This is a genomic window from Pseudorhodoplanes sp., assembly GCF_035565795.1.
GTDB lineage: Bacteria > Pseudomonadota > Alphaproteobacteria > Rhizobiales > Xanthobacteraceae > Pseudorhodoplanes.
In genome coordinates, this window is record NZ_DATMRV010000194.1 from 1 (window position 1) to 23,239 (window position 23,239).

At 62.6% G+C, this 23,239-nt stretch carries 19 protein-coding genes; all 19 read right to left on the reverse strand.

Annotation, left to right across the window (positions count from 1 at the left end; genetic code table 11):
* Positions 1 to 311, reverse strand: a 311-nt coding sequence (locus VNZ93_RS17120) for an HPP family protein (RefSeq protein WP_325707732.1), incomplete at its 3' end; no start/stop codon positions are given.
* 140 nt (positions 312 to 451) lie between these two features.
* Entirely contained in the window at positions 452 to 1,507 is a 1,056-nt protein-coding gene (locus VNZ93_RS17125) for a TorF family putative porin (RefSeq protein WP_325707735.1), read from the reverse strand.
* A 230-nt stretch (positions 1,508 to 1,737) separates the two neighbouring features.
* A complete protein-coding gene (locus tag VNZ93_RS17130) occupies positions 1,738 to 2,805 on the reverse strand; it encodes a hypothetical protein (protein WP_325707737.1) in 1,068 nt (355 codons plus the stop codon).
* Positions 2,806 to 2,982: 177 nt separating this feature from the next.
* Positions 2,983 to 3,933, reverse strand: a complete 951-nt coding sequence (locus VNZ93_RS17135; RefSeq protein WP_325707739.1) for an ABC transporter substrate-binding protein — start codon at positions 3,931 to 3,933, stop codon at positions 2,983 to 2,985.
* Positions 3,934 to 3,994: 61 nt separating this feature from the next.
* A complete protein-coding gene (locus VNZ93_RS17140) occupies positions 3,995 to 5,209 on the reverse strand; it encodes an amidohydrolase family protein (protein WP_325707741.1) in 1,215 nt (404 codons plus the stop codon).
* Between the two features lie 11 nt (positions 5,210 to 5,220).
* A complete protein-coding gene (locus tag VNZ93_RS17145; RefSeq protein WP_325707744.1) occupies positions 5,221 to 5,484 on the reverse strand; it encodes a hypothetical protein in 264 nt (87 codons plus the stop codon).
* A complete protein-coding gene (locus VNZ93_RS17150; RefSeq protein ID WP_325707747.1) occupies positions 5,468 to 5,836 on the reverse strand; it encodes a Rieske (2Fe-2S) protein in 369 nt (122 codons plus the stop codon). Before VNZ93_RS17150 ends, VNZ93_RS17145 begins: the two co-directional genes overlap by 17 nt.
* A 139-nt stretch (positions 5,837 to 5,975) precedes the next feature.
* Positions 5,976 to 6,293, reverse strand: a complete 318-nt coding sequence (locus tag VNZ93_RS17155) for a hypothetical protein (RefSeq protein WP_325707750.1) — start codon at positions 6,291 to 6,293, stop codon at positions 5,976 to 5,978.
* Positions 6,294 to 6,327: 34 nt separating this feature from the next.
* Positions 6,328 to 7,686, reverse strand: coding sequence for a glycolate oxidase subunit GlcF (gene glcF / locus VNZ93_RS17160; RefSeq protein WP_325707752.1), 1,359 nt, complete (start codon positions 7,684 to 7,686; stop codon positions 6,328 to 6,330).
* Between the two features lie 3 nt (positions 7,687 to 7,689).
* Positions 7,690 to 8,886: an FAD-binding protein gene (locus VNZ93_RS17165; protein WP_325707755.1), complete on the reverse strand. Its 1,197-nt coding sequence runs from the start codon at positions 8,884 to 8,886 to the stop codon at positions 7,690 to 7,692.
* 75 nt (positions 8,887 to 8,961) lie between these two features.
* On the reverse strand, positions 8,962 to 10,191 hold the full coding sequence (locus VNZ93_RS17170; protein WP_325707758.1) for a phenylacetate--CoA ligase family protein: 1,230 nt from the start codon (positions 10,189 to 10,191) through the stop codon (positions 8,962 to 8,964).
* Positions 10,192 to 10,422: 231 nt separating this feature from the next.
* On the reverse strand, positions 10,423 to 11,271 hold the full coding sequence (locus VNZ93_RS17175; protein ID WP_325707761.1) for an ABC transporter ATP-binding protein: 849 nt from the start codon (positions 11,269 to 11,271) through the stop codon (positions 10,423 to 10,425).
* A 219-nt stretch (positions 11,272 to 11,490) separates the two neighbouring features.
* On the reverse strand, positions 11,491 to 12,822 hold the full coding sequence (locus tag VNZ93_RS17180; protein ID WP_325707764.1) for an ABC transporter substrate-binding protein: 1,332 nt from the start codon (positions 12,820 to 12,822) through the stop codon (positions 11,491 to 11,493).
* Between the two features lie 131 nt (positions 12,823 to 12,953).
* The gene (locus VNZ93_RS17185; RefSeq protein WP_325707767.1) at positions 12,954 to 14,282 is read right to left on the reverse strand and encodes an ABC transporter substrate-binding protein; all 1,329 of its coding nucleotides are present in this window, start codon (positions 14,280 to 14,282) and stop codon (positions 12,954 to 12,956) included.
* A 99-nt stretch (positions 14,283 to 14,381) separates the two neighbouring features.
* Positions 14,382 to 15,458, reverse strand: coding sequence for a branched-chain amino acid ABC transporter permease (locus VNZ93_RS17190; protein WP_325707770.1), 1,077 nt, complete (start codon positions 15,456 to 15,458; stop codon positions 14,382 to 14,384).
* A 10-nt stretch (positions 15,459 to 15,468) separates the two neighbouring features.
* The gene (locus VNZ93_RS17195; RefSeq protein ID WP_325707774.1) at positions 15,469 to 16,425 is read right to left on the reverse strand and encodes a branched-chain amino acid ABC transporter permease; all 957 of its coding nucleotides are present in this window, start codon (positions 16,423 to 16,425) and stop codon (positions 15,469 to 15,471) included.
* A 9-nt stretch (positions 16,426 to 16,434) separates the two neighbouring features.
* Entirely contained in the window at positions 16,435 to 17,235 is an 801-nt protein-coding gene (locus VNZ93_RS17200; RefSeq protein WP_325707777.1) for an ABC transporter ATP-binding protein, read from the reverse strand.
* A gap of 196 nt (positions 17,236 to 17,431) precedes the next feature.
* A complete protein-coding gene (locus tag VNZ93_RS17205) occupies positions 17,432 to 19,420 on the reverse strand; it encodes an AMP-binding protein (protein ID WP_325707780.1) in 1,989 nt (662 codons plus the stop codon).
* Positions 19,421 to 19,533: 113 nt separating this feature from the next.
* Positions 19,534 to 23,007, reverse strand: a complete 3,474-nt coding sequence (locus VNZ93_RS17210; RefSeq protein WP_325707784.1) for an indolepyruvate ferredoxin oxidoreductase family protein — start codon at positions 23,005 to 23,007, stop codon at positions 19,534 to 19,536.
* Positions 23,008 to 23,239 lie beyond the last annotated feature (232 nt).

Genomic DNA, 23,239 nt, shown 5'->3' on the forward strand with positions numbered 1-23,239 from the left:
ATCAGCGGATTGATCCCGGCCGGCGGATGGAAGCTGTCCGTGGCGAGCATCGCCAGCATTGCGACGCCAACCGCGAGTGCCGCGACCCAGGCCTGCGGACCGGCAATCTTGAGCGCAATCACGCCAACGATCGCCGACAGAACATGACCGCCGACAAGCGCGCGCGGCCGGGCCGGCTTGGCTTCCGGTGTGCCGGTCATGAGGACGATCGAGGTCGCGAAAGGGATTGCAGCCAGCGGGAACTCGGTCTGCAGCGAAAGCAGGCACATCAGACCGATGGCGAGGCTTCCGCCCGCCGCACCTGCAGCCATGTGCCAGAAATGCCGATCAACCCGCATGCCGGATCAACTGCAACGGCGGTGCCAGAGCGTCAACGTGCCGCTCGCCCGCAAAAACAAGAGCGGCAGCCTTTCGGCCGCCGCTCCCGCAGCTACTTGGAGAGACGTGTCGCTTACTTCAGAGCACTCAGAGTGGTGTCGAAGGACAGCTTGCCGATGAAGGCCTGACCGCACCACTTCGAACCGACACCGACTGCACCAACGTTCGTCACAGAGATCGGGCTGATCGGGCCAGCGCCGGGATCACCAGTCAAAACCGCGCATTGGGCTTCGTTCAGGTTGGTGTCGTGGTAGCGCAGGTCGATGGTGAGCGCCTTGTAGGTGAAGCCGAGACCGACGTTCCAGTAGGTGTAGTCGGGAAGGTCAATGCCGCCGGTTCCGGTGATGTTGTTGAACACAGCGACCCCCGTCGGGGTGAACACTTGATCCGTGGTGCCGAGCCAATAGTGGCCGAGTTCACCGGACACGTACCAGTTCCAGCCCGACGGCAACGCGTTGCCGGTATATTTCAACGTCAACGCGCCATAAGTGCCGTCAGCACCCGATCGCAGCCAGTCCGGGGTATAGTAGCCCTGAACGCTGAATGCCCAGTTGTCGTTGGGATTCCAGTTCAACTTGGCGTAGAACTCGCCGAAATCCGTATTGCCGAGGCTGGTGGCGCCGCTCGGAACGGTAACGATCACACCGTCGATCTGACGCTCGCGCGGGTAAGCGTAGTACCAGTATCCGAGATCGAGGGTCCATTTGTCCCAGGTGAGCCGCGCACCGCCGTAGATGTCGATTTCGGCGGTCGGATCGGTTGCCAGCTTCACGCTGTAGCCGCCGAGGCCAGCATACCATTCGATGTTCGCTGTCGGCTTGAAGCGGGCCTCAAAGTACGACGACACGGCCGCGCCGCGATCGGATTGCGAAATGCCGCGGAAGTTGTAATCGGTCATAACGGCGGCGCCGATCGCCACATCCCACGGATTGGCTGCCACCGGCGCGGGCGCAGCCTTGTAGACCGGCTTCAGGTCGGCGGCGAGCGCCGGCGCGGCGGCCACAACGGCGGCGGCAACGAACGCCGGCATCACGTATTTCTTCATTTCGAGCCCCTTCGAATTCGACGCTTTCGGTGACTGAAGCGTGACGACTGATTGCGACCAGACCGCCAGACCCCGAAACGCCACCCCCTGCTCTTGCATCTGCAGTTGCGCCAATTCCGCACGGATGAAGGGTTAACGCCAATGTGAACTTTTGCGCAGCTGCTGCCTTTTTGGGCGTTTGCGCCCCCGAATAAGCCGTTGCTCACACGTCTTCGTCACAATCCTCTCATCTGTTGCAGGAAAGTCACGAAAAACGCCGGGGAAGCGGTGCTTTCCCGGCGTCTTTCGAAGGGTTTTCAACAATCCGAAGGCGATCAGGCCGCCTTCTTGCGATTCGCTTCCAGCCGCTGGTCCACCAGCGCCACCTGGGAGTCGATGGCCGGCAAGCTCAGGCCCTTCTGCTTGGCGATCAGCTGGACCAGCTTGTCGGCTCGTTCGATGAAGGGGGCGCCATTGTTCAGCGCCCGGGCCGCGGAGGCCGGACGCGAGAGGCTCTGCGCCGCGGCTGCGTATTTCTCGAACGGCACAAGGTCGTTCGGGTTGGCCCCGAGCTTCACCACGAGGTCGTTGACGAAATTGTAGACCGCGCGCGAGGTTTCGATGTCGGAGTGAACCGCTTCCTGTGCCGTGCGCATGCCGTCAGGCGTGATGCAGCGGTAATTACCGGCCAGCAGCATCGCCCATTTGGCCAGCGGCACGAACAGGGAATCGTGCACGCGCAGCTTGACCGGCAGTTCGATCTTGGTGCCATCGCCCGGATCGAAGCGGATGGCGTCGATCTCCTGTTCCAGCTGACGAAGAATCGCGGTGTCCTTGTCGTCGGCAAATTTGGCGACCTTGAAATTGGTCGGCAGGGTCACCTGCAGCACGTTGGCCGGCTGATCCGGCGGGCGAATCGCCTGTGGGTCGGGGCTGCACAGAGAGATCTTGCCGGGATCGAAATTGTCCCAGACGCTCGGATCGGTATAGGCGGGTTTGAGGCTATCGGCGTCCAGGCCGGGAATACGCCGCATATAAGCGAGCGGCGGCATGTTCATGATCGACATGCACGGCACCCGTGACTTCGCCACCGCGTCCAGCAATTCCCGCACGCCGGGCGAACGATATTGCGGCTCCTGCATCGCAAGCCCGACCAGATCGTATTTTGACGGGTCGACGCCCGCCGCGCCGCTCGCGGTCACCTGTCCCGGCAGCTTGCGCGAATCGAGCACCACCGGGTCCGCCCGGCCCTTCACGGGAAGACGGATGATGAAGCCCTCCGAATTGATCAGATCAGCTTCAGCCGGCAAGCAGACGTGATGAATTTTGTGCCCGCCAAACAGCATCTTGGAGGCGAGCAGCGAACCATAGGCCGCGCCCAGAATAAGGATGTTGTACGCCATCTAAACCTCCCGACTGACGTGTCTGCATGTGGGCAATTGCCCGTACCAAATCGCGGCGGATGCTATTGGGCCGGGGCGCGCAAGGCAATGCGGCGCCCTCGTCGCCCGATACGGATTTCATATCGCTGATGGAACCAGTCTCTCAAGTCGCCTGAGAGGCGAGGGTCCCCTGCAGCCCTAAGGCTTGTAGACGATGTCGAACAGCGGCGCGATCTCGGCTGCTGTCTTCGCGGCCGAGATGTACTTGTAGTCGAGCGCGTCCTGCAACGTGAGGTCGAGCCCCTTGATCTCGCCGATCTGCAAACCCGTCTTCGGATAAAACTCAAACACTGCCTTTTTTGCGATATCGACCGGCAGCTTGTTGTTCTCGGCGAAGATATCGACCGCCTTCTGGTTCTGATACGCCCAGTCGATCGCGCGGGCATAAACGCGCATGAACTTCTCGATCGCCGCCCGCTTCGTCTTCAGCGCATTCTCGCTGGCGATATTGACGCGGATGGTCTGATTCGCCAGTTGCGGCACGTCGGTCGTTCTGGCGATCACCCGGATCTGATTTTCGTTGAGCTGACGCAGCCCGAAGGGTGCAGCCGCCCAGCCGACATCGATCTGGCCAGTCATGATCTGCGTCAGCGTCGCCGGGGCGCCGCCGGTCGCCACCGCTTTGGCATTCGACCCCGCCTGCTTCATCAGCGCGAGCAGAATCAGATTCGACGACGAGCCCGGCGATGAGAATGATACTGTCTTGATCGACGGATCCTTCAGCGACTGGATCGGGCTGTCGAATTTCACGTACCAGTAGAGTTCGCCCGCGCCCGTCATCTGCGCCGAGATCACGCGGACCGGCGCGCCCTTCACATAGGCCCCGATCACGCCCAGGAGTCCGTTGGACAGGCCGATATCGGCGCTGCCGGAGAGAACTGTGGTCAGCGTCGCCGCACCACCATCGGTGTAGAACGGCTCGACGCTCAGCCCGGCCTCCTTGAAGAAGCCGGCCTTTTCGGCGAACTCGACAAACGATGAATCCCAGAAGAAGCGCTGCGAGATCGCGACCTTGAGCGTATCGGCTTGAGCGGAAGCCGTGAGCGGCGCGAATACAAGCGCGAGCGCAGCGAAGATGACCTTCACCATAGAGTCCTCCCGTGTGCGTTATGGCCGGCCTTCTATGGGCCGGTTTTGAAATCCCGTAGCGCTAAGCCACCTGCGCCATCTTCTGCGCGGGCAGTTTCAGATCGAACAGACGGATCGCGTTGCCGCCGAGAATATTGCGCTTCGCCGTTTCCGACAGAAATGGCAGATCGTAGATCGTCGACGGCAGATCGAAATCCCAGTGCGGATAATCCGACGAATACATCAGCTGGGTTTCGGCATTGATCATGCGCATGGTGGTTTCGAGCGCCGCCATGTCCGTCATTTCCATCGGCTGCGTGGTGTAGAACATGTCGCGCATATAGTCGCTCGGCCGCTTCTTCAGCGCGGGGGCTTCGGACGATCGCATCATGTATTCATTGTCGAAGCGTTGCATCATGAAGGGGATCCAGGCGAGGCCGCTCTCGATCCAGACCACCTTCAGCTTCGGAAAGCGTTCCGGAATCCCGTTCACGATCCAGTTCGCCATGTGCACCATGTTGTGGAACGTGAAGCCGAGCGCGTGAACCGAGATGAACCGGTTCAGCATCGACATCGACTGGTCGTTCCAGTTGTAGGCCGCGTGAAAGCCGAGCGGCAGCCCGAGATCCTCCAGAAGCGCGTAGGTCTTCATGTACGAGTTGTGATGGACGGGACGATAGCGCGCGGCCGTCACCATGAACCCGCAGACACCTTCATGCTTGCCGAAGTCCTGCACCATGCGGAACGTCGCTTCCGCATCGTTGAACGGCAGATAGAGCATCGAGCGGATGCGCGGCTCCTTTGAGAGCACCTTCTCGCAGAGCCATCGGTTATAGGCGCGCGCCAGCGCCACCTCGACTTCGACCTGCGGATGGACGCCGAGTTGCAGCATCGGCGTCGGAAACAGGATCGCGACGTCGATGCCGATGCAATCCATCCAGCGCTTGGTCAGTGTGATGTCGCGATGCTGCGGCCCTTCGGTCTTCTCCATCTTGCGGAGCGGATAGCGCGTCACGCGGCCGCCCATGTCCTGATAGCCGACACCGCTCGGCACGACGCCGTTGCTTTTTGCATTGGCCTGGCCCGCGCTGAGCGCCAGCTGACGCAGTACCGGGTCGTCGAGATAGTCGAGGATCTCCATCATGGACTCGGATTCGTAATGGTGAGAGTCCACATCCACGATCGGGAAGCGCTCGTAGCCGCGCTCCCTGGCCTGTTGTGCGGCATGCGCGAGCAGCTTGGTGGTATCGAATTCGGCCACCGCCATCTTGCGGTAATCGCTGAGCGGAAGATCCATGCCTGCCTCGTTCACCGTCCCGACCAGGATTGCCACATACCGAGTTCGAACACCTGGATGTTCACCGCTTTGAGGATTGCGGATACCGTCAGCATCGCCTCGGTCGCGGTAACCCCGCAATCGGGCGGTAACGCCGGCAGCGCATTGTCGCGCATGTCCGCACGCGCCGCGTATTCACGGATTGCGGCCGCAAGCAGCGACTGCAGATCGTCGTCCGGCAATGCCGACAGGTCACCGGCCTTTGCGGGGGCCGGCGTATCAGGCTGTGCGGACATAGATGTCCTCGCCGCGCCGGACGACTTCGTAGGTCTTGAGCTTCAGTCTGCGATCGGCGGCGCATTCCCCGGTCCGCAGGTCGTATTCGTAGCCATGCCAGGGGCACACGAAATGGACCTCGTCCGATGAGAAGCGCTGGCCGTGCCAGGTCCGGTCGGGCGCGAGCACGTCCTCGACCTTGTGCATGATCAGGCCCTCGCAGGCCGGCCCGCCCTGGTGCGCGCAGAGATTCTGATAGGCGTAGAACGCTCCCTGCCAATGGAAGACGCCGATCTCCACACCGTCATGGGAAACGATGCGCCGCTCGCCGTCCGGCAGATCGGACGCCTTGGCAACAAAGATGTCGGTCAAACGCTCACTCCCGGATCGCGCATCTGATGGCGCTTGAGCACAAGGCTACACGATCGGACGCGAATTTCGACCCCTCCCGAAACGCAAACGGCCCGGCTTTTGATGCCGGGCCGTCTGAATTCCGATCGCTCGCGGGCGTTCAGGTTCCGCTGCTGTCGCCGAACGGCTTGTAGCCAGTGTCGCTCATCGGTGCGGGAGCGGATTCCTCCGCCGGTGCTGCTGCGGGCGCAGGTGCCGCTGCCTTCGCCTTCTTTGCCCTCTTCTTCTTTGGTGCTGCAGTCTTTTTCGGAGCGGCGGCCTTCTTGGCCTTGGCCTTTTTCGCTTTCTTGCCCTTCTTGGCTTTCTTCGGAGCGCTCTTCTTCACGCCCTTTTTCTTCTTGGGCATGCTCATCTTTTTGGCTTTTTTGCCCTTCTTGGCCTTCTTGGCCTTCTTCCCCTTCTTCGCCTTCTTCGCCATGACTTCTCTCCGAAAAGGTTGCGCTAGGCTGCCGCTAGGCTGGTGCCGAGGTCTTTGCTGGCAGGTCCCCCTTGACCGGCATCGCTTGCGCGCCGGCAGACAATCCCGCCGGCTTCGGCCCTCCCGTGGCCCAATCGATCAACTCGACCGGGTGAACCACAGGTATCGCCGTCCCCGATGCGATCTGAGTGATGCATCCGATATTTCCTGCCGCGATCACATCGGGACTCAGTTGAGCGATGTTTGCAATCTTACGATCCCGCAGCGTCTGCGCAATCTCGCTCTGCAAGATATTGTACGTTCCTGCCGAGCCGCAGCAGAGATGACCTTCGGGAACGTCCTTCACGACGAAGCCGTGACGGATCAGAAGCTCCTTCGGCTGACGCACCACGCGCTGGCCGTGCTGCAGCGAACAGGCTGCATGATAGGCGACAGTGAGACCTGTCGGCCGGGCCGGCGCGCCGAGCGGCAGCGTGGCCAGATACTCGCTGATGTCCTTGGCAAGACTTGAGATATTCGCGGCCTTGGCGGCATAGGCCGGGTCGGTCCGCAGCATGAATCCGTAGTCCTTCACGGTGGTCCCGCAGCCCGACACATTGATCACGATGGCGTCGAGCCCCTCGCCTTCGATCTCCCGCGTCCAGAGATCGATATTGGCCTTGGCCTGGGCGTGAGACTGGTGCTCGCGCCCCATGTGATGGACGAGAGCGCCGCAACAACCCTCCTCTTCCGGGGTCACCACTTCGATCCCGAGCCGGTTGAGGAGCCGGATCGTGGCGGCATTGACGTCGGCTCCCAGCACCCGGTTGGCGCATCCCTGAAGCAGCGCTACCCGGCCTTTGCGCGCGCCCTCGGCCGGGTGGACACGTGGCTGGTCCGACCGTGCGGGCACCGATCCGGCCGCAGGCGCGAGCCGCAGCATCGATGCGAGCGGGGTCAGACCGATTGCGGCGAGCAGCCCGGCGAATGGCCGCGCCAGCGGCGCGAGCTGGAGCGCGGCGCGCATGCGCTCCGGATAGGGCAGCACCGCCGCGAGCAATCCGCGCACCAGCCGCTCGCGGAAAGGCCTGCGGTAGGTCTTTTCGATATGGGCGCGCGCGTGATCGACGAGGTGCATGTAATGCACGCCCGACGGACAGGTCGTCATGCAGGACAGGCACGACAGGCAGCGGTCGACATGCTTGACCACATCGGGCGTAGCGGGCCGGCCCTGCTCCAGCATGTCCTTGATCAAGTAGATGCGGCCGCGCGGGGAATCGAGCTCGTCGCCCAGCAGCACATATGTCGGACAGGTTGCGGTACAGAAGCCGCAATGCACGCACGCCCGCAAAATCTTGTTGGATTCCGCGGTGTCTGGATCGGCCAGTTGAGCAAGCGAGAAGTGCGTCTGCATCGGCTATACTCCCGCCCACATACGGCCGGGATTCAGTATCCCCTTCGGATCGAAGCTATCCTTGACCCGCTTCGTCAGCGCAGCGACGCCGAGGTCCTGCGGATCGAAGACCGGGACAGCGGCACGGATCGCGGCCGGGGCACGGATCAATGTCGCATGTCCGCCTGCCCTGGCGACCGCACCGCGGACCAACGCGCTGCCAGCGTCATCCGACGGTGGAAGCGCGATCCAGATCAGGCCTCCCGCCCAGTCGAAGAAATAATCGCCGTCCGCCGATGCAACGCTGGCTGCGACCGCTGCACCGTTCATCGGCGCGGTCGATACCCGCCACACCGGGCGATCGTCGCCGACAAACGGAGACACGTCGCGCACTGCCTTCCAGACCATGTGCGAACTCTCGGCCGCGAGCGTTTCGACGGGACCGTAAGTCTTGAGCAAGGCCGTCAGCACGGAAACACGATGCGAGACCGACGGCGCCACGCCTTCAAGACGTAAGAGCGTCACCGGCTTGCCGCCGAACAGCCCCTGCAGACTGCCCAGAGCCCCGGAGGGCAGGTGCGCCGCGCCGGACACCTCGCAGGACGAGCCCATGGCTTCGGCCATCGCTCGCGCCGCGCTCGTGTCATCCAGTCCCAACAGCAGCACTGTCGTTTCGGTCTCGGCCCGCGGCAGCGTCTTGATGGTAACATCGGTCATGGCTCCCAGCGTGCCGTAGGAGCCGGCCATCAGCTTGCAGAGGTCGTAACCGGTGACGTTCTTCACCACGCGGCCGCCCGACTTGAATGTCTCGCCGCGACCGGAAACGGCGGTGACGCCGAGAAAATGATCGCGCGCCGCACCTGCCTTGATCCGGCGCGGGCCGGACAAATTGGTCCCAAGCACGCCGCCGATGGTGCCGCCGCCCGCTCGCTCGCCTAACAGCTGCCCGTAATCGGCCGGCTCGAAGGCGAGTTCCTGGTTCTTCTCCGCGACGAGACGTTCGATCTCGGCGATCGGCGTGCCGGCGCGCGCCGACAGCACCAGTTCTTCCGGTTCATAAAGTGTGACCCCGGTCAGGCCTGACAGATCGAGCGTGATGTCGGACTGGTTCGGCCGGCCGATGCCGCGCTTCGTCCCCTGCCCCGCAATCTCGAGCGTCTTGCTCCCGGCAAGCGCCCAGACGACGGCATCCTCAACGTCCTTGGTATCGCGGGGTCTCAATGTATCCGGCACGGCCTCTCACCTGGCTAGCGGCCTGGGCCGCGCGCCCACTTGTCCGCATCAACTTCGAATGGGTCAAGAGACCGGGCGGAGGTCAGCGATGACCTTGCCGTCATTCGGCAAGCTGTCGGACGCAACGAGCTTCACCGCGCCCTTCAGCTTGGTGACGGACTGCAGCGTCACCGCCACCGCTTCGGCGAGCGCCTCGCCGCCCGCAGCCTCCGCGTGCAGCGTCATGGTATCCTGCTCGCCCTCGCGCGCGACCACGAGCCGCAGGCGGCCCAGCTCCGGGTGACTCTTCGCGATCTCGGCGATCTGTTCGGGCCGCACGAACATGCCCTTGACCTTCGTGGTCTGGTCGGCGCGGCCCATCCAGCCCTTGATCCGCATATTGGTGCGACCGCAGGGCGAACGGCCGGGCAGCACCGCCGACAGGTCGCCGGTGGCGAGGCGAATCATCGGATAGTCCGGATTGAACGAGGTCACGACGACCTCGCCGACCTCGCCCTCCGGCACCGGATCGCCCGTGCCGGGCCGCACGATCTCCACAACGATATTCTCGTTCACGACCAGCCCTTCGCGGGCCGGCGTCTCATAGGCGATCACCCCGGTCTCGGCGATGGCGTAGCATTGCAGCACCTCGACGCCGCGCGACGACAGTTCCTCCCGCAGCGACGCCGGCAACGCGGCGCCGGACACAAGACCGCGCTTGATGGAGGACACGTCCTTTCCCGAGCCTTTCGCGGTATCGAGCAGGATCTTCAGGAAGTCGGGCGTGCCGGTGTAGCCCTCCGGGCGCAGGCGCGCGATCGCCTCGACCTGCTGCTCGGTATTGCCGACGCCGCCCGGAATGACCGGGCAGCCGAGCGCTTCCGCCGCGGCCTCAAACATCCAGGCGCCGGGGGTCAGGTGATACGAGAAGCAGTTGAGAACGATCTGGCCCTCGCGAAAGCCGGCCGCGAACATCGCGCGCGGCACATTGCCGAAATCCCTCCCGTGCCCCTCCGGCTCGAAGATCGGACCCGGGGACATGAGGAGACGCTTCGCCTTGGCGGGCGGCGCGACGTTGAAGCCGCCGAACGGCGGCATCTCGGCCTGCAGGCGCGGAAGATCGGATTTGCGGAGCAGTGGCAGTTCGGCGAGCGCTGCGCGCGAAGTCACGAATTTCGGATCAACGCCGTCGAGTTGCTTCGCCCAACCGGGAGCGGACTTTGCAAGTTCGATGATATCCGGCAGTTGCTCGAACAATAGCCGCTCTCGTTCGGCCTCGCTGCAAGTTTCCAGTTCGTCGTAATGCACATTCATGGTGGTGCGTCAGTTAGCGCGGGTGTCGGCATGACGAGTGCATCGGCAACCTATTTGCGGGCCGCCGATGATGACATACAGAAAAAGAAACAAAAGAAATGCGACGGCTAGAACAGGCGCAAAAAGAAACGCCGTCAGCATGGACACGCCTAGACCGCCCGGCGGCAGATGAAGCCACGTTACAAACCGAGGCCCCGACCGCCAGCGCGATCAGGATCGGACGCAGCATTGTCACGCCAGCCACCGCTTGCGGCGCTTGTAGTGCTTGCCCTCGCGGAACGACTTGCGTTTGCCCTCGGCGATGCCGAGGTAGAATTCCTTCACGTCCTCGTTCTCGGCCAGCGACTTCGCATCGCCGTCCATCACCACGCGGCCATTCTCGAGGATATAACCATAGCGCGCATATTTCAGCGCCATGTTGGTGTTCTGTTCGGCGAGCAGGAAGGACACATTTTCCTTCGTGTTCAGGTCGTTCACGATTTCGAAGATTTCCTCGACGACCTGCGGCGCGAGCCCCATCGAAGGCTCGTCCAAGAGGATCATCTTCGGGCGCGACATCAGCGCGCGGCCGATCGCGCACATCTGCTGTTCGCCGCCCGAGGTATAGCCCGCCATCGAGTTCTTCCGCTCGCGCAGGCGCTTGAAATAGCCATAGACCTTCTCAAGGTCCTGGCTGATGGCGGCGCGTCCGTCCTTGCGCGTGAACGCGCCGGTGAGAAGGTTTTCCTCGATAGTGAGATGGCCGAAACAGTGGCGGCCCTCCATCACCTGGATGCAGCCGCGACGCACCAGTTCGTTCGGCGACAGCGATTGCACTTCCGCTCCCTCGAACACAATCGAGCCCTTGGTGACCTCTCCGCGTTCGGAATGCAGGAGATTGGAAATCGCCTTCAGTGTCGTGGTCTTGCCGGCGCCATTGGCGCCAAGCAGCGCGACGATGCCGCCCCTGTCGACCTCCAGCGACACACCCTTCAGCACCAGGATGACGTGATCGTAAAGCACCTCGATATTGTTGACGGAGAGGATCTTCTCCGTGGCGGGTGCGGGGGATGGTCCTTTTTGTAGAGAAGCTACGGTCATCAACATCTCCACGAGCTTCTTTCCCTCTCCCCTTGAGAAAGAGGGTGCCGAGCCGCATAGCGGCGAGGCGGGTGAGGGGGCGCGGTCAAGATTGCTTATCCCTCACCCCGCGCTGCCGCGCCCCTCCCCAACTGAACTCAGCTTGCCCGAATTCAGCACTTTCGGGTGACCGAAGTCGGAAACATCCGACTTCGGCAGGGAGAGGGGGCTGTGCAAGCCTCAAGACGCCTTGTCGCATGGCTCCGTGCGTTTCGGCCAAGGCTGGTTCTTGCCTACATAGTCCTTCGCCGCCGCCTCCAGCATCGGGCGCACGGTATCCTTCATCGGCGAGATCCAGTCGGTGATCTTCACCCATTTGGTGCCGTCCCATTGCTGCAGGAAGGCCGCCTGATGCCCGTTATGGTCCGTGCAGCTCACCGCAAGCGGCGAACCGAAGTCCGGCAGGCCCAGTTCCTTCCAGCGCTCGGCGGAGATGTTCAGCGTCTCCAGACCGCGGCGGACATCCTCTCCGGTCACAACCTTCTTGCCGGTGATCTTCTGCGCGTTGCGGATCGCTTCCGCGATCATGACCGAATTGTAGACGCCCTTGTTGTAGTGCGACTCGCCGACCTTATCCTTCGGCGTCTGGCTTCCGGCCTTGCCGAGGACATGCTTCTGGATGTCCTGAATGGCCGGGAAGTTCGTTCCGGTGGCGGCGAACGCGAGCGACGTGAAGCCCTTCGCATCGGCGCCGGTCGGACGCGCATCGTCCTCACCGCCACCCCAATAGACACTGAGGAACTTGTCCATCGGATAGTTGATCTTGGCGGCTTCCTTCACCGCGGTCGGATTCATGGCGCCCCAACCCCAGTTGATCATGTAATCGGGCCTGTCGCGCCGCACGTTCAGCCACTGCGCGGACTGGTTCTGCATTTCAGCGACCGGCACCGGGTAAAGCTTCACGTTGAAGCCGTATTGCTTGGCGAACTGCTCGAGAAGCGGAATCGGCTCGCGGCCATAGGCGCCGTCGAAGAAGATGTAGCCGATGGTCTTGCCTTTCAGCTTTTCCAGGCCGCCTTCCCTGTTGCCGATATGCTTGAAGATGACCGACAGCGCGTCCCAATAGGTCAACGGCGGGTTGAACACCCACGGGAACTCGTCGCCGACAGCCGCCGCCGAGAGCCCGTAAGCCATCGAGAGGATCGGAATCTTGTCGACCGGCGCCTTCGGGATCAGCGAGAGCGTGATGCCCGTCGACCACGGATTGACGATGACCGGCTTCTTGCCTTTCACCGCCTCGTAGCACTCGACACCTTTCTTGGTGTCATAGCCGGTTTCGCATTCCTCGATCGCAAGCTTGACGCCGCCGATACCGCCGTCACGCTCGTTCAGCATCTGCAGGTAATCGTACATGCCGTTGGCGATCGGGATACCGGAGCCCGCGAACGGACCAGTGCGATAGGTGAAGAGCGGAACGTAGATCGTTTCCTGCGCTTCCACCCGGGACGTGACCCCGCTCGAAGCGGCGAGGCCGGCCAGCGCGAGGCCGGCAATCCAGTTTTTCGCTTTCATTTCTTCCCTTTCATACCGCCGTCTCAGGACGACACTTCTTGGTTGGACTTTCTGACGTTCGATTCACATCCCGGAAGGTTTCTTGTTGTGCGTCAGCCCCGGCCAGCTGGCGCGGGGCTGACGCAGTCCTGTTACGATGATTTGTCGCAAGGCTCCGTGCGCTTCGGCCAGGGCTGGTTCTTGCTGACGTAGTCCTTCGCGGCTGCTTCCAGCAGCGGACGCACGCGCTCCTTCATCGGCGGGATCCAGTCGGTGACCTTCACCCACTTGGTCCCATCCCATTGCTGCATGTAGGCGGCATGGTGACCATTATGATCGTTGCACGACACGTTCTCGACCGGCGCGCCGAAATCCGGCAGGCCGAGTTCCTTCCAGCGCGCCGCGGAGATCTTCATGCTTTCGAAGCCGCGCCGCACGTCCTCACCATTCACCACTTTCTTGCCGGTGATCTTCTGTGCGTTGCGGATCGCTTCGGCGATCAGCACCGAGTTATAGACTCCGCGGTTGTACAGGTTCTCGCCGAACTTGTCGGACGCGACCTGGCTCTTGCCCTTGTCGACGACGAGTTTCTTGATGTCCTGGATCGCCGGATATTGCGTGCCAAGACCGTTGAAGTTCAGCGTCAGATAGCCTTTTGCGGCTTCGGCTCCGCCGCGCGCATCGTCCTCACCGCCCGACCACCAGACTCCGACCATCTTGTCCATCGGATAGTTGATGCGGGTAGCTTCACGCACGGCCGTCGGGTTCATCGCGCCCCAGCCCCACATGATCATCCAGTCCGGCCTGTCACGCCGCACGTTGAGCCATTGCGCAGACTGGTTCTGCATCTCGGTCGCCGGCACCGGATAGAGCTTGACGTTGAAGCCGTAATCCTTGGCGAACTGCTCGAGCAGCGGGATCGGCTCGCGGCCATAGCCGCCGTCGAAGAAGATGTAACCGATGGTCCTGCCCTTGAGCTTGTCGAGACCGCCTTCCTTGCCGCCGATATAGCGGAAGATCATCGACAGGCCGTCCCAGTAGGTGGCGGGCGGATTGAAGACCCACGGGAATTCATCGCCGACCGCCGATGCCGACAGGCCATACGCCATCGACAGGATCGGAATCCTGTCGACCGCAGCCTTCGGGATCAGTTGCAGCGTGATGCCGGTCGAATAGGGATTCATCACGACCGGCTTCTTCGCCTTCACCTGCTCATAGCATTCGACACCTTTCTTGGTGTCGTAACCGGTCTCGCATTCCTCGATCGCGAGCCTGACACCGCCGATGCCGCCGTCGCGCTCGTTTAGCATCTGCAGATAGTCGTTCATCCCGTTCGCGATCGGGATGCCGGAGCCTGCAAACGGTCCGGTACGATATGTCAGAAGCGGCACATAGATACTGTCCTGTGCGCTTGCGACGACGGGCGCTGCACCGACAAGGCCAGCCAGCGCAATTCCCACTGCGATATTCCTGGTCAGCATTTCGATCCTCCCTAGAAGCAGACCCGGCCGGTTGTTGTGGCCGTGGCCCCTGATCGGACCGGCGGCTTTTCCCACCGGCCCTGCGCGGATTGTGCCCTTTCAATAGGGGAAAGGCCACATCCGAAGCTTCTGCTTTCCGATCTGCCAGAGCCGAGCCAGGCCGTGCGGTTCCACGATCAGGAAGAAAATGATGAGCGCACCGACCACCATGAACTGGATGTGCTCAACGGTCGCCGATTTGACCGCCACTCCAAAGAATTCCGGCGCGGCACGCAATACGATCGGCAGGCCCCAGATGAAGGCCGCCCCGAAGAATGAGCCGATCAGGCTGCCCAGCCCTCCGATGATCACCATAAACAGGATGATGAAGGACTGGTTGATGTTGAAGGAGTCCGCTTCCGCGGCGCCGAGCCACAGGAAGACCATCAGCGCGCCGGCGACGCCGCAATAGAAGGACGAAACCGCGAAGGCGAGGAGCTTGGTGCGATACAGCCGGATGCCGATGAGCTCGGCGGCAATATCCATGTCCCGAACCGCCATCCAGCTGCGGCCGATCCGTCCGCGCACGATGTTGGACGCAATCCATGTCATGAAGACGACGATGGTCAGAACGACGAGATAACGCACCACCGGCGTCGCATTCGGCCCCGTCACCGGAACATCCAGCATGGTGCGTGTCGGCACCTCGATCGCATTCGACACGTTGTAGTTCACGAGCCAGGGAACGCGCACGAAGCACCAGGACAGGAAGAACTGCGCAGCCAGCGTCGCAACCGCGAGATAGAAGCCCTTGATGCGCAGGGACGGCAGGCCGAACAGCGCGCCGACCGCCGCCGCCGCGAAGCCGGACAACAGGATCAGGAGAACGATGTTCGCGCCGGGAAACCAGGTGGTGAGCTTGTAGGTCGCGTAGGCGCCGACGCCCATGAAGCCCGCAGTACCGAGGGAGATCAGACCGGTATAACCGGTCAGGAGATTGAGCCCGATCGCGGCCAGCGAGAAGATCAGAATCGGGATCATCACCGCCGACAGGACAAAGTTCGACATGGTCAGCGGGATGACGACGAATGCGACGATCAGGATCAGCATCATGCCGATCCGGTCCTGCCGGATCGGGAACAGCGCCATGTCGGCGGCGTAGTTCGTCTTGTATTGGCCGGTTTCGCGGTAGAACATCAGTCTGTCCTCAAATCCGCTCGATGATGCGCTCGCCGAACAGTCCCTGCGGACGGAACAGCAGGAAGACCAGCGCGATCATGTAGGCGAGCCAGCTTTCGATGCCGGAGCCGAGCAGCGGCCCCCAGTAGAATTCGCCGAGCTTCTCGCCGATGCCGATGATGATGCCGCCAACGATCGCGCCCGGGATCGAGGTGAAGCCGCCGAGGATGAGCACCGGCAGCGCCTTGAGCGCGAGGATCTGCAGGGCGAACGAGACGTCGGAGCGCGCGCCCCACATGATGCCGGTCGCGAGTGCGACGATGCCGGCCGCGAACCAGACGATGACCCAGATCTGCTCAAGCGAAATGCCGACCGAGAGCGCGGCCTTGTGGCTGTCGGCGACCGCGCGCAACGCGCGCCCGATCCGGGTGCGCTGGAAGAAAACCGCAAGCATCGCCACCATCGCCGAGGCGATGATGGCGGCTGCGATGTCGAGCTTCTGGAACGAAACGAAGCCGCCGAACACCTTCCACTCGATCGCGCCCTTAGGCAGGAAGAGTTCGTTGGTGATCATCACCTTGGGTTCGCCGCCGAAAATGATTTCGCCGAGCCCGATCAGGAAATAGGTCAGCCCGAAGGTCGCCATGAACAGGATGATGTCCGGCTGGTTGACCAGCGGGCGCAGCATCAGCCGCTCGACGCCGACGGCGAGGACCAGCATCACCACGATCGTCAGCGCGAGCGCAAGAAAGGCCGGCACGCCCTTGGCATGCAGCCCGACAAGCGTCAGCGCGGCGAACACCACCATGATGCCCTGCGCGAAATTGAACACGCCGGAGGCCTTGAAGATCAGCACGAAGCCGAGCGCGATCAGCGCATAGAGCACGCCCGAGACGAGCCCCTCCCACAGCGTCTGGATCAGGAGATCCGGCGCGCCGCCCATCTGCACGAAGGGATCGATGAAGATCTTGTAGAGGAGGTCCATCGATTGTCCTCAATGCGCCACGCCGAGATAGGCGGCGATCACCGCCTGGTTGGCCTTCACCTCGTCGGGCGTGCCGTCGGCGATCTTGACGCCGTAATCCAGCACGATCACGCGATCGGAGAGGTCCATCACCACGCCCATATCGTGCTCGATCAGCGCGATGGTGGTCCCGAAATACTGGTTCACGTCGAGAATGAAGCGCGACATGTCTTCCTTCTCTTCGAGATTCATGCCGGCCATCGGCTCGTCGAGCAGCAGCAGGTCCGGCTCCATGGCGAGCGCGCGCCCGAGCTCGACGCGTTTCTGCAGACCATAGGGCAGCCGCCCGACCGGCACTTTCCGGATGTGCTCGATGTGGAGGAAGTCGATGATTTCCTCCACGCGCTTCCTGTGTTCGACCTCTTCCGCGAGCGCCGGCCCGAAACGCAGCATCTGCCAGAACAGACCGCGATGCATTTTGAGCGTGCGGCCGGCCATGATGTTGTCCAGCGCGGTCATGCCGCGAAACAGCGCGACGTTCTGGAATGTGCGCGCGATGCCGCCACGCGCGGCATCATAGGGCCGCATCTTGGCGCGCGTTGCGCCCTTGAAGGTGATGCGCCCCTGCTGCGGCGTGTAGAAGCCGTTGATCACGTTCAGCATCGAGGTCTTGCCGGCGCCGTTCGGACCGATGATGGCGCGGATCTCGCCCTTCTTGATGTCGAACGACACGTCGCGGATCGCCTTCACGCCGCCAAACGAGAGCGACACATTCTCGACCGCGAGCAGAATTTCGCCTGCCGCGATGTCGGATTGCGACGGGGCTCTCATCTCCCCTCCCCATAGCGCTGGCAACTCCCCTCCCCCCGCGAAGCGGCGGGGAGGGGTCGGGGGTGGGGGGTGTCAATGAAGCGCGGAAAGCCCCCCACCCGGCTCGCGCGGAGCGCTCGCCACCCTCCCCACCGCTCGCTTCGCTCGCGGGGGGAGGGAAAAGAAGAAGCGCGAGCGTCGAAACGGGTCCGCACTATCACGCCGCCTTCTCCGTTCGCACGGGCACAGGCTCGGTCTTCATATCCGCGATCTTCACACGTGCCCGCACCATGCCCTTGCGGCCATCCTCAAAGGTCACTTCGGTTGCGATGTCGGCTTCCTTCGAGCCGTCATAGAGCGCCGTAATCAGCGGCGCATAACGTTCGGCGACGAAGCCGCGCCGGACCTTCTGCGTTCGGGTGATCTCGCCGTCGTCGGCATCGAGCTCCTTGTGCAGGATCAGGAAGCGCCTGATCTGCGCGCCCGCCATCATCTCCTCGCTGGCGAGCGAGCGGTTCACTTCGGCGACGTGCTGCTCGATCAGTTCGTAGACACGCGGATTGCCGGCAAGCTCCTGATACGAGCCATAGACCACGTTGTTGCGCTCCGCCCAGTTGCCGACCGCGGTCATGTCGATATTGATGAAGCAGGTCACGAACTCGCGCCCGTCACCATAGGCGACCGCTTCGCGGATATTCGGATAGAATTTCAGCTTGTTCTCGATGTATTTGGGGGCGAACAGCGCGCCGTTCACAAGCCGGCCGACATCCTTGGCGCGGTCAATGATCTTGAGGTGACCGGTCTGGTCGAAGAAACCGGCATCTCCGGTCTTCACATAGCCATCCGGCGTCATCACCTCGGCGGTCTTGTCGCCTTCCTTGAAATAGCCAAGGAACATGCCGGGCGACTTGAACATCACCTCGCCCGATTCCGAAATGCGGATATCCACATTCGGCGCCGCCGGACCAACGGTATCGGGGCGAATATCGCGATCGGCCTGACAGGTCACGTACAGGAATGCTTCGGTCTGGCCGTAGAGCTGCTTCAGGTTGAGCCCCAGCGAGCGGTAGAACGAGAACAGGTCCGGCCCGATCGCCTCGCCGGCGGTGTAGGCCACACGAACACGCGAGAAGCCGAGCACGTTCTTCAGCGGACCATAAACAAGGAGTTCCCCAAGACCGTAGAGCAGACGGCCTCCGAGCGGCACAGGCTGCTTGTTGAGGATTTTCTCGCCGTAGCGCCGCGCGACGCCGATGAAATAGTGGAACATGCGCCGCTTCAGATATCCGGCATCCTCCATCCGGATCATCACCCGCGTCAGAAGATTTTCGAACACGCGCGGCGGCGCGAAATAAAAGGTCGGGCCGATTTCGCGCAGATCCTGCTGGGCGGTGTCGGGCGATTCCGGACAGGCCATGCAGAAGCCCGCAACCAGCGACTGCGCGTAGTTGAGATAATGGTCGCCGACCCACGCGAGCGGCAGATAGGCCAGCACCACATCGTCCGGCGTGAGCTTGTCGAAGGTAACGGTATCCTGCGCCGCGGCGATGCAGCGCCCCGCCGAGAGCACCACGCCCTTCGAGCGGCCCGTGGTTCCGGAGGTGTAGAGAATGATCGATGGGTCGGTCGCTATCCCGGCCGCGATCTCGCGATCGATGCGCGCGACCGCCTCTGCGTCGCCGCGCATGATTGCTTCATTTTCCGCGATCATCACGCCAAGGTCATGCAGGCGGCTGTGGTCGTAATCGCGCAGCCCGCGCGTCTCGTCGTAGACGATCTGGCGCAGCTTCGGCAGCTGGTCCTGGACCGAGAGGATCTTGTCGACCTGTTCCTGGTCCTGCACGACCGCGACCGCAACGTCGGCATGGTGGAGCACATAGGCCATCTCGGTCGCGACCGCGTCGGCATAGACCGGTACCGGAATCGCGCCGAGCGCCTGTGCCGCGAGGATGGATTCGTACAGGCGGGGCCGGTTGTTCCCCGCAATCGCGACCGTGTCGCCGCGCTTCACGCCGAGATTGGACAGACCGAGTGCGATGGCTCGAACCTCGCGCGCGAGATCCGCCCAGGTCCAGGTCTGCCAGATGCCCATATCTTTATGCCGCAGTGCGGGATGATCACCCCGGACGCGGGCATGATGGAGTAGCAGCTTCGGAAAAGTATCCGCAGCAGCGTCTTGCGCCGTTGCCAAAGCGTCCTCCCACATCGCGCCTGCCTGCGCGCGCCGGCCGCCGTTTATCGGCTTGTTCCGACATTGCGATAAGAAGACAGGGCGGTGGGCCGGTCAAGCCTGCCGAAGGTCGGAGTGTGGTCGGTTGACTATTCCGCCGCCTTCAGCATCGGCACAACGCCAGCCCGGAACTGTTCCAGCAAGGCGGCCTCGTCGGCCTTGGCTGACTTGAGATTCCGCAGCTTGACGTGACCGAAACCACGGATCTTCTCGGGGATGACCGCAAGCCCGACGGCCAGCGGATGATTGTCGGCATCGAGCTTGCCGAGCACCTCGCTCAGCATGGCCTCGTAATCGGCGATAAGTTTGCGCTCCGTGCGCCGCTCGGCGGTATAGCCGAACGGATCGAGCATCGTGCCGCGAAGCCGCTTGAACTTACGAAGAATGCCGAAGGCCTTCATCATCCAGGGACCAAAGCTCATCTTGCGCGGTTCGCCGGTGATCTTGTCGACGCGCGCCAGCAACGGCGGGGCAAGATGGAATTCGAACCGCAGATTGCCGGGCTCGAATGACGACTCGATCTGTTTGGCGAAGGTGCCGTCGGTGTAGAGCCGCGCAACTTCGTATTCGTCCTTGTAGGCCATCAGCTTGAACAGGTTGCGCGCGACTGCGTCGGCCAAACCGGTGCGGCCCGGCGCCCTGCTCTCTTCCGCCGCACGAACCTTCGCAACGAGATCGCTGTAGCGCTTGGCGTAAGCAGCATCCTGGTAATCGGTGAGGAACGCCACGCGGCGCTGCACGACTTCATCGAACGTCTGCGACAGCCTGCGGTTTTCGTCGTTCTGAGCAGCGTTCGGGATCAGTTTCTCGACATCGGCTGTGTCCAGCGCGGCGCGGCGTCCCCACCGGAACGCGGCCTGGTTCATCGCGACCGCTTCGCCGTTCATCTCGATCGCCTTCTCGATCGATTCTGCCGAAAGTGGCAGCGCACCCTTCTGGAACGCGTAACCGACCATGAACATGTTGGCGGCAATCGAATTGCCCATCAGCGCAGTCGCGAGACGCGTCGCGTCGATGAAAGACACCTGATCGCGGCCCGCCGCCGCGACGATCGCTCGTTTCAGCCGCTCGGTCGGCAGCGAGAAATCGGCATTGCGCGTGAAGTCACCCGGCAGGAATTCCGCAAGATTGACGAGCATGCGCGTCGCGCCATGCTTGACCGCGGCGAGGACCTTCTTGTTGCCCGCAACAACAATATCGCCGCCGAGGACGAGGTCGGCGCCCTCCGCCGCGATGCGGATGGCGTGAATGTCGTCCGGCTTGTTGGCGATCCTGATGTGGCTGTAGACCGCGCCCCCCTTCTGCGCGAGGCCAGCCATATCGATGATGCCGACGCCCTTACCCTCCAGATGCGCGGCCATACCAAGCACGCCACCGATGGTCACAACGCCGGTGCCACCGATGCCGGTAACGATGATGCCATACGGCTCGCCGATCGTCGGCAGCACAGGCGACGGCAACGACGGCGCATCGCCCTCCGCGACCGCGCGCCCTTTCTTCGGCTTCGCTCCGTGGACAGTAACGAATGACGGGCAGAAGCCCTTCACGCAGGAATAGTCCTTGTTGCAACTCGACTGGTCGATGGTGCGCTTGCGGCCCCATTCCGTCGCGAGCGGCTGCACCGAGACGCAATTGCTCTTCACGCCGCAATCGCCGCAGCCTTCGCAGACCAGTTCGTTGATGATCACGCGCTTGTCGGGATCGGGGAACGTGCCGCGCTTCCTGCGGCGGCGCTTCTCGGCCGCGCATGTCTGGTCGTAGATGATGACCGAGGTTCCCGGCTCGGTCGCGAATTCGCGCTGCACCTCGTCAAGATCGTCGCGATGATGGAACGTGATGCCCTTCGGCCAGTCGATGCCGGAGGGATATTTGTCCGGCTCGTCGCTGACGATCGCGATCCGTTTCACGCCCTCGGCCGACACCTGACGCGCGACCATCGGGACGGTCAGCGAGCCTTCCGGCGTCTGGCCGCCGGTCATGGCCACCGCGTCGTTGTAGAGGATCTTGTAGGTGATGTTGACGCCCGACGCGATCGCCGCACGGATCGCCATATAGCCCGAATGGTTATACGTGCCGTCGCCGAGATTCTGGAACACGTGGCCGCGGTTTGAGAACGGCGCCTCTCCGATCCAGTTCGCACCCTCGCCACCCATATGGGTATAGCCGAGCGTGTTGCGATCCATGAACTGCGCCATGTAATGGCAGCCGATGCCGGCATAGGCGCGCATGCCCTCCGGCACCCTGGTCGAGGTGTTGTGCGGGCAGCCCGAACAGAAATACGGCGTGCGCGCCGCGATTTCCTGCAGCTCGGAGAGCGCGTGCTGCGCCTGCTTGAGCTGCGACACCTTGGTCGCGATCGCATCGTCGTGACTGCGCGCCAGCAATCGTTCGCCTATCGTGATCGCGACTTCGTTCGGATCGAGCGCACCCTTGATCGGGAACAGCCACTCTCCGCGCTCGTCCTTCTTGCCGATGCAGACCGGCTGGTTCGCCGTTCCGTAGAGCTCTTCGCGAACCTGCACTTCGACCAGCGAGCGCTTCTCCTCGACCACAATGATGAGATCGAGTCCCTTCGCGAACTCGATCAGTTCGTCGCGCGGGATCGGCCACGGACATCCGATCTTGAAGATGCGGAGCCCAAGCTGGTTGCAGCGAACCTCGTCGATCCCGAGTTCGTCGAGCGCCTGACGAACATCGAGATAGGCCTTGCCGGTCGTGATCACGCCGATCCTGGCGTTGGGACCGCCCGAGGTGATGATCCTGTTCAGCTTGTTCGCGCGGATGAAGGCCAGCATCGCATCGCGCTTGTAATCGTAGAGACGCGCTTCCTGACCCAGGATCGTGTCGCGCAGCCGGATGTTCAGCCCGCCCTCGGGCATGACAAAATCCTGCGGCGTCACGATGCTGACGCGATCGAGCGACCCATCGACCACCGCGGTGGATTCCACCGTATCGTGCATGCATTTCAACGCCGCCCAGGTGCCGCAGAATCGCGACATGGCGAAGCCGTAGAGCCCATAGTCGATGATCTCCTGAACACCCGCAGGATTCAGGATCGGCATCATCACGTCGACGAAGTGATATTCGGACTGGTGCGCGGTCGTGGAGGATTCCGCGGTGTGATCGTCGCCCATCAGGGCGAGCACGCCGCCGCGTTTGGACGAGCCGGCGAAATTCGCGTGCCGGAACACATCGCCGGTGCGATCGACGCCCGGACCCTTGCCGTACCAGATGCCGAACACGCCATCGAACTTGCCTTCGCCGCGCAGTTCCGCCTGCTGCGAACCCCACAAAGCCGTCGCGGCCAGGTCTTCGTTCAGGCCGCCCTGGAACAGGATGTCGTTCGGCTTCAGGAATTTCTCCGCGCGCATGAACTGGTTGTCCAGTCCGCCGAGCGGGGAACCGCGATAACCCGTGATGTAGCCGCCGGTGTTGAGGCCCGCCCTGCGGTCGCGCTCCTTCTGCATCAGGCAAAGCCGGACAAGCGCCTGATAGCCCGTGACGAAGATGTCTCGCTTCGTCAGGTCATATTTATCGTCGAGACTGACCTGCCGCAGGGTCATGCGCGCAATCCTCTATGCCTCATGTGCGCACCGGATAAGTCGATCGCTAGCCCGGCGCGGCTCGTTAATCTGAGCAACTGGCAGATAGGTCAGCAACACTGACCATTTAGGGGCACCCCCGCCATTTGTCGAGGGTCTTGGGAGGTGCCGCTGCCGAGGCGGATTCGGGCGGGATCATTTTGTGCGACGCAGGGATGAGGCGCAAGTCCCGGACGCCGGGCCCCGACGCCAC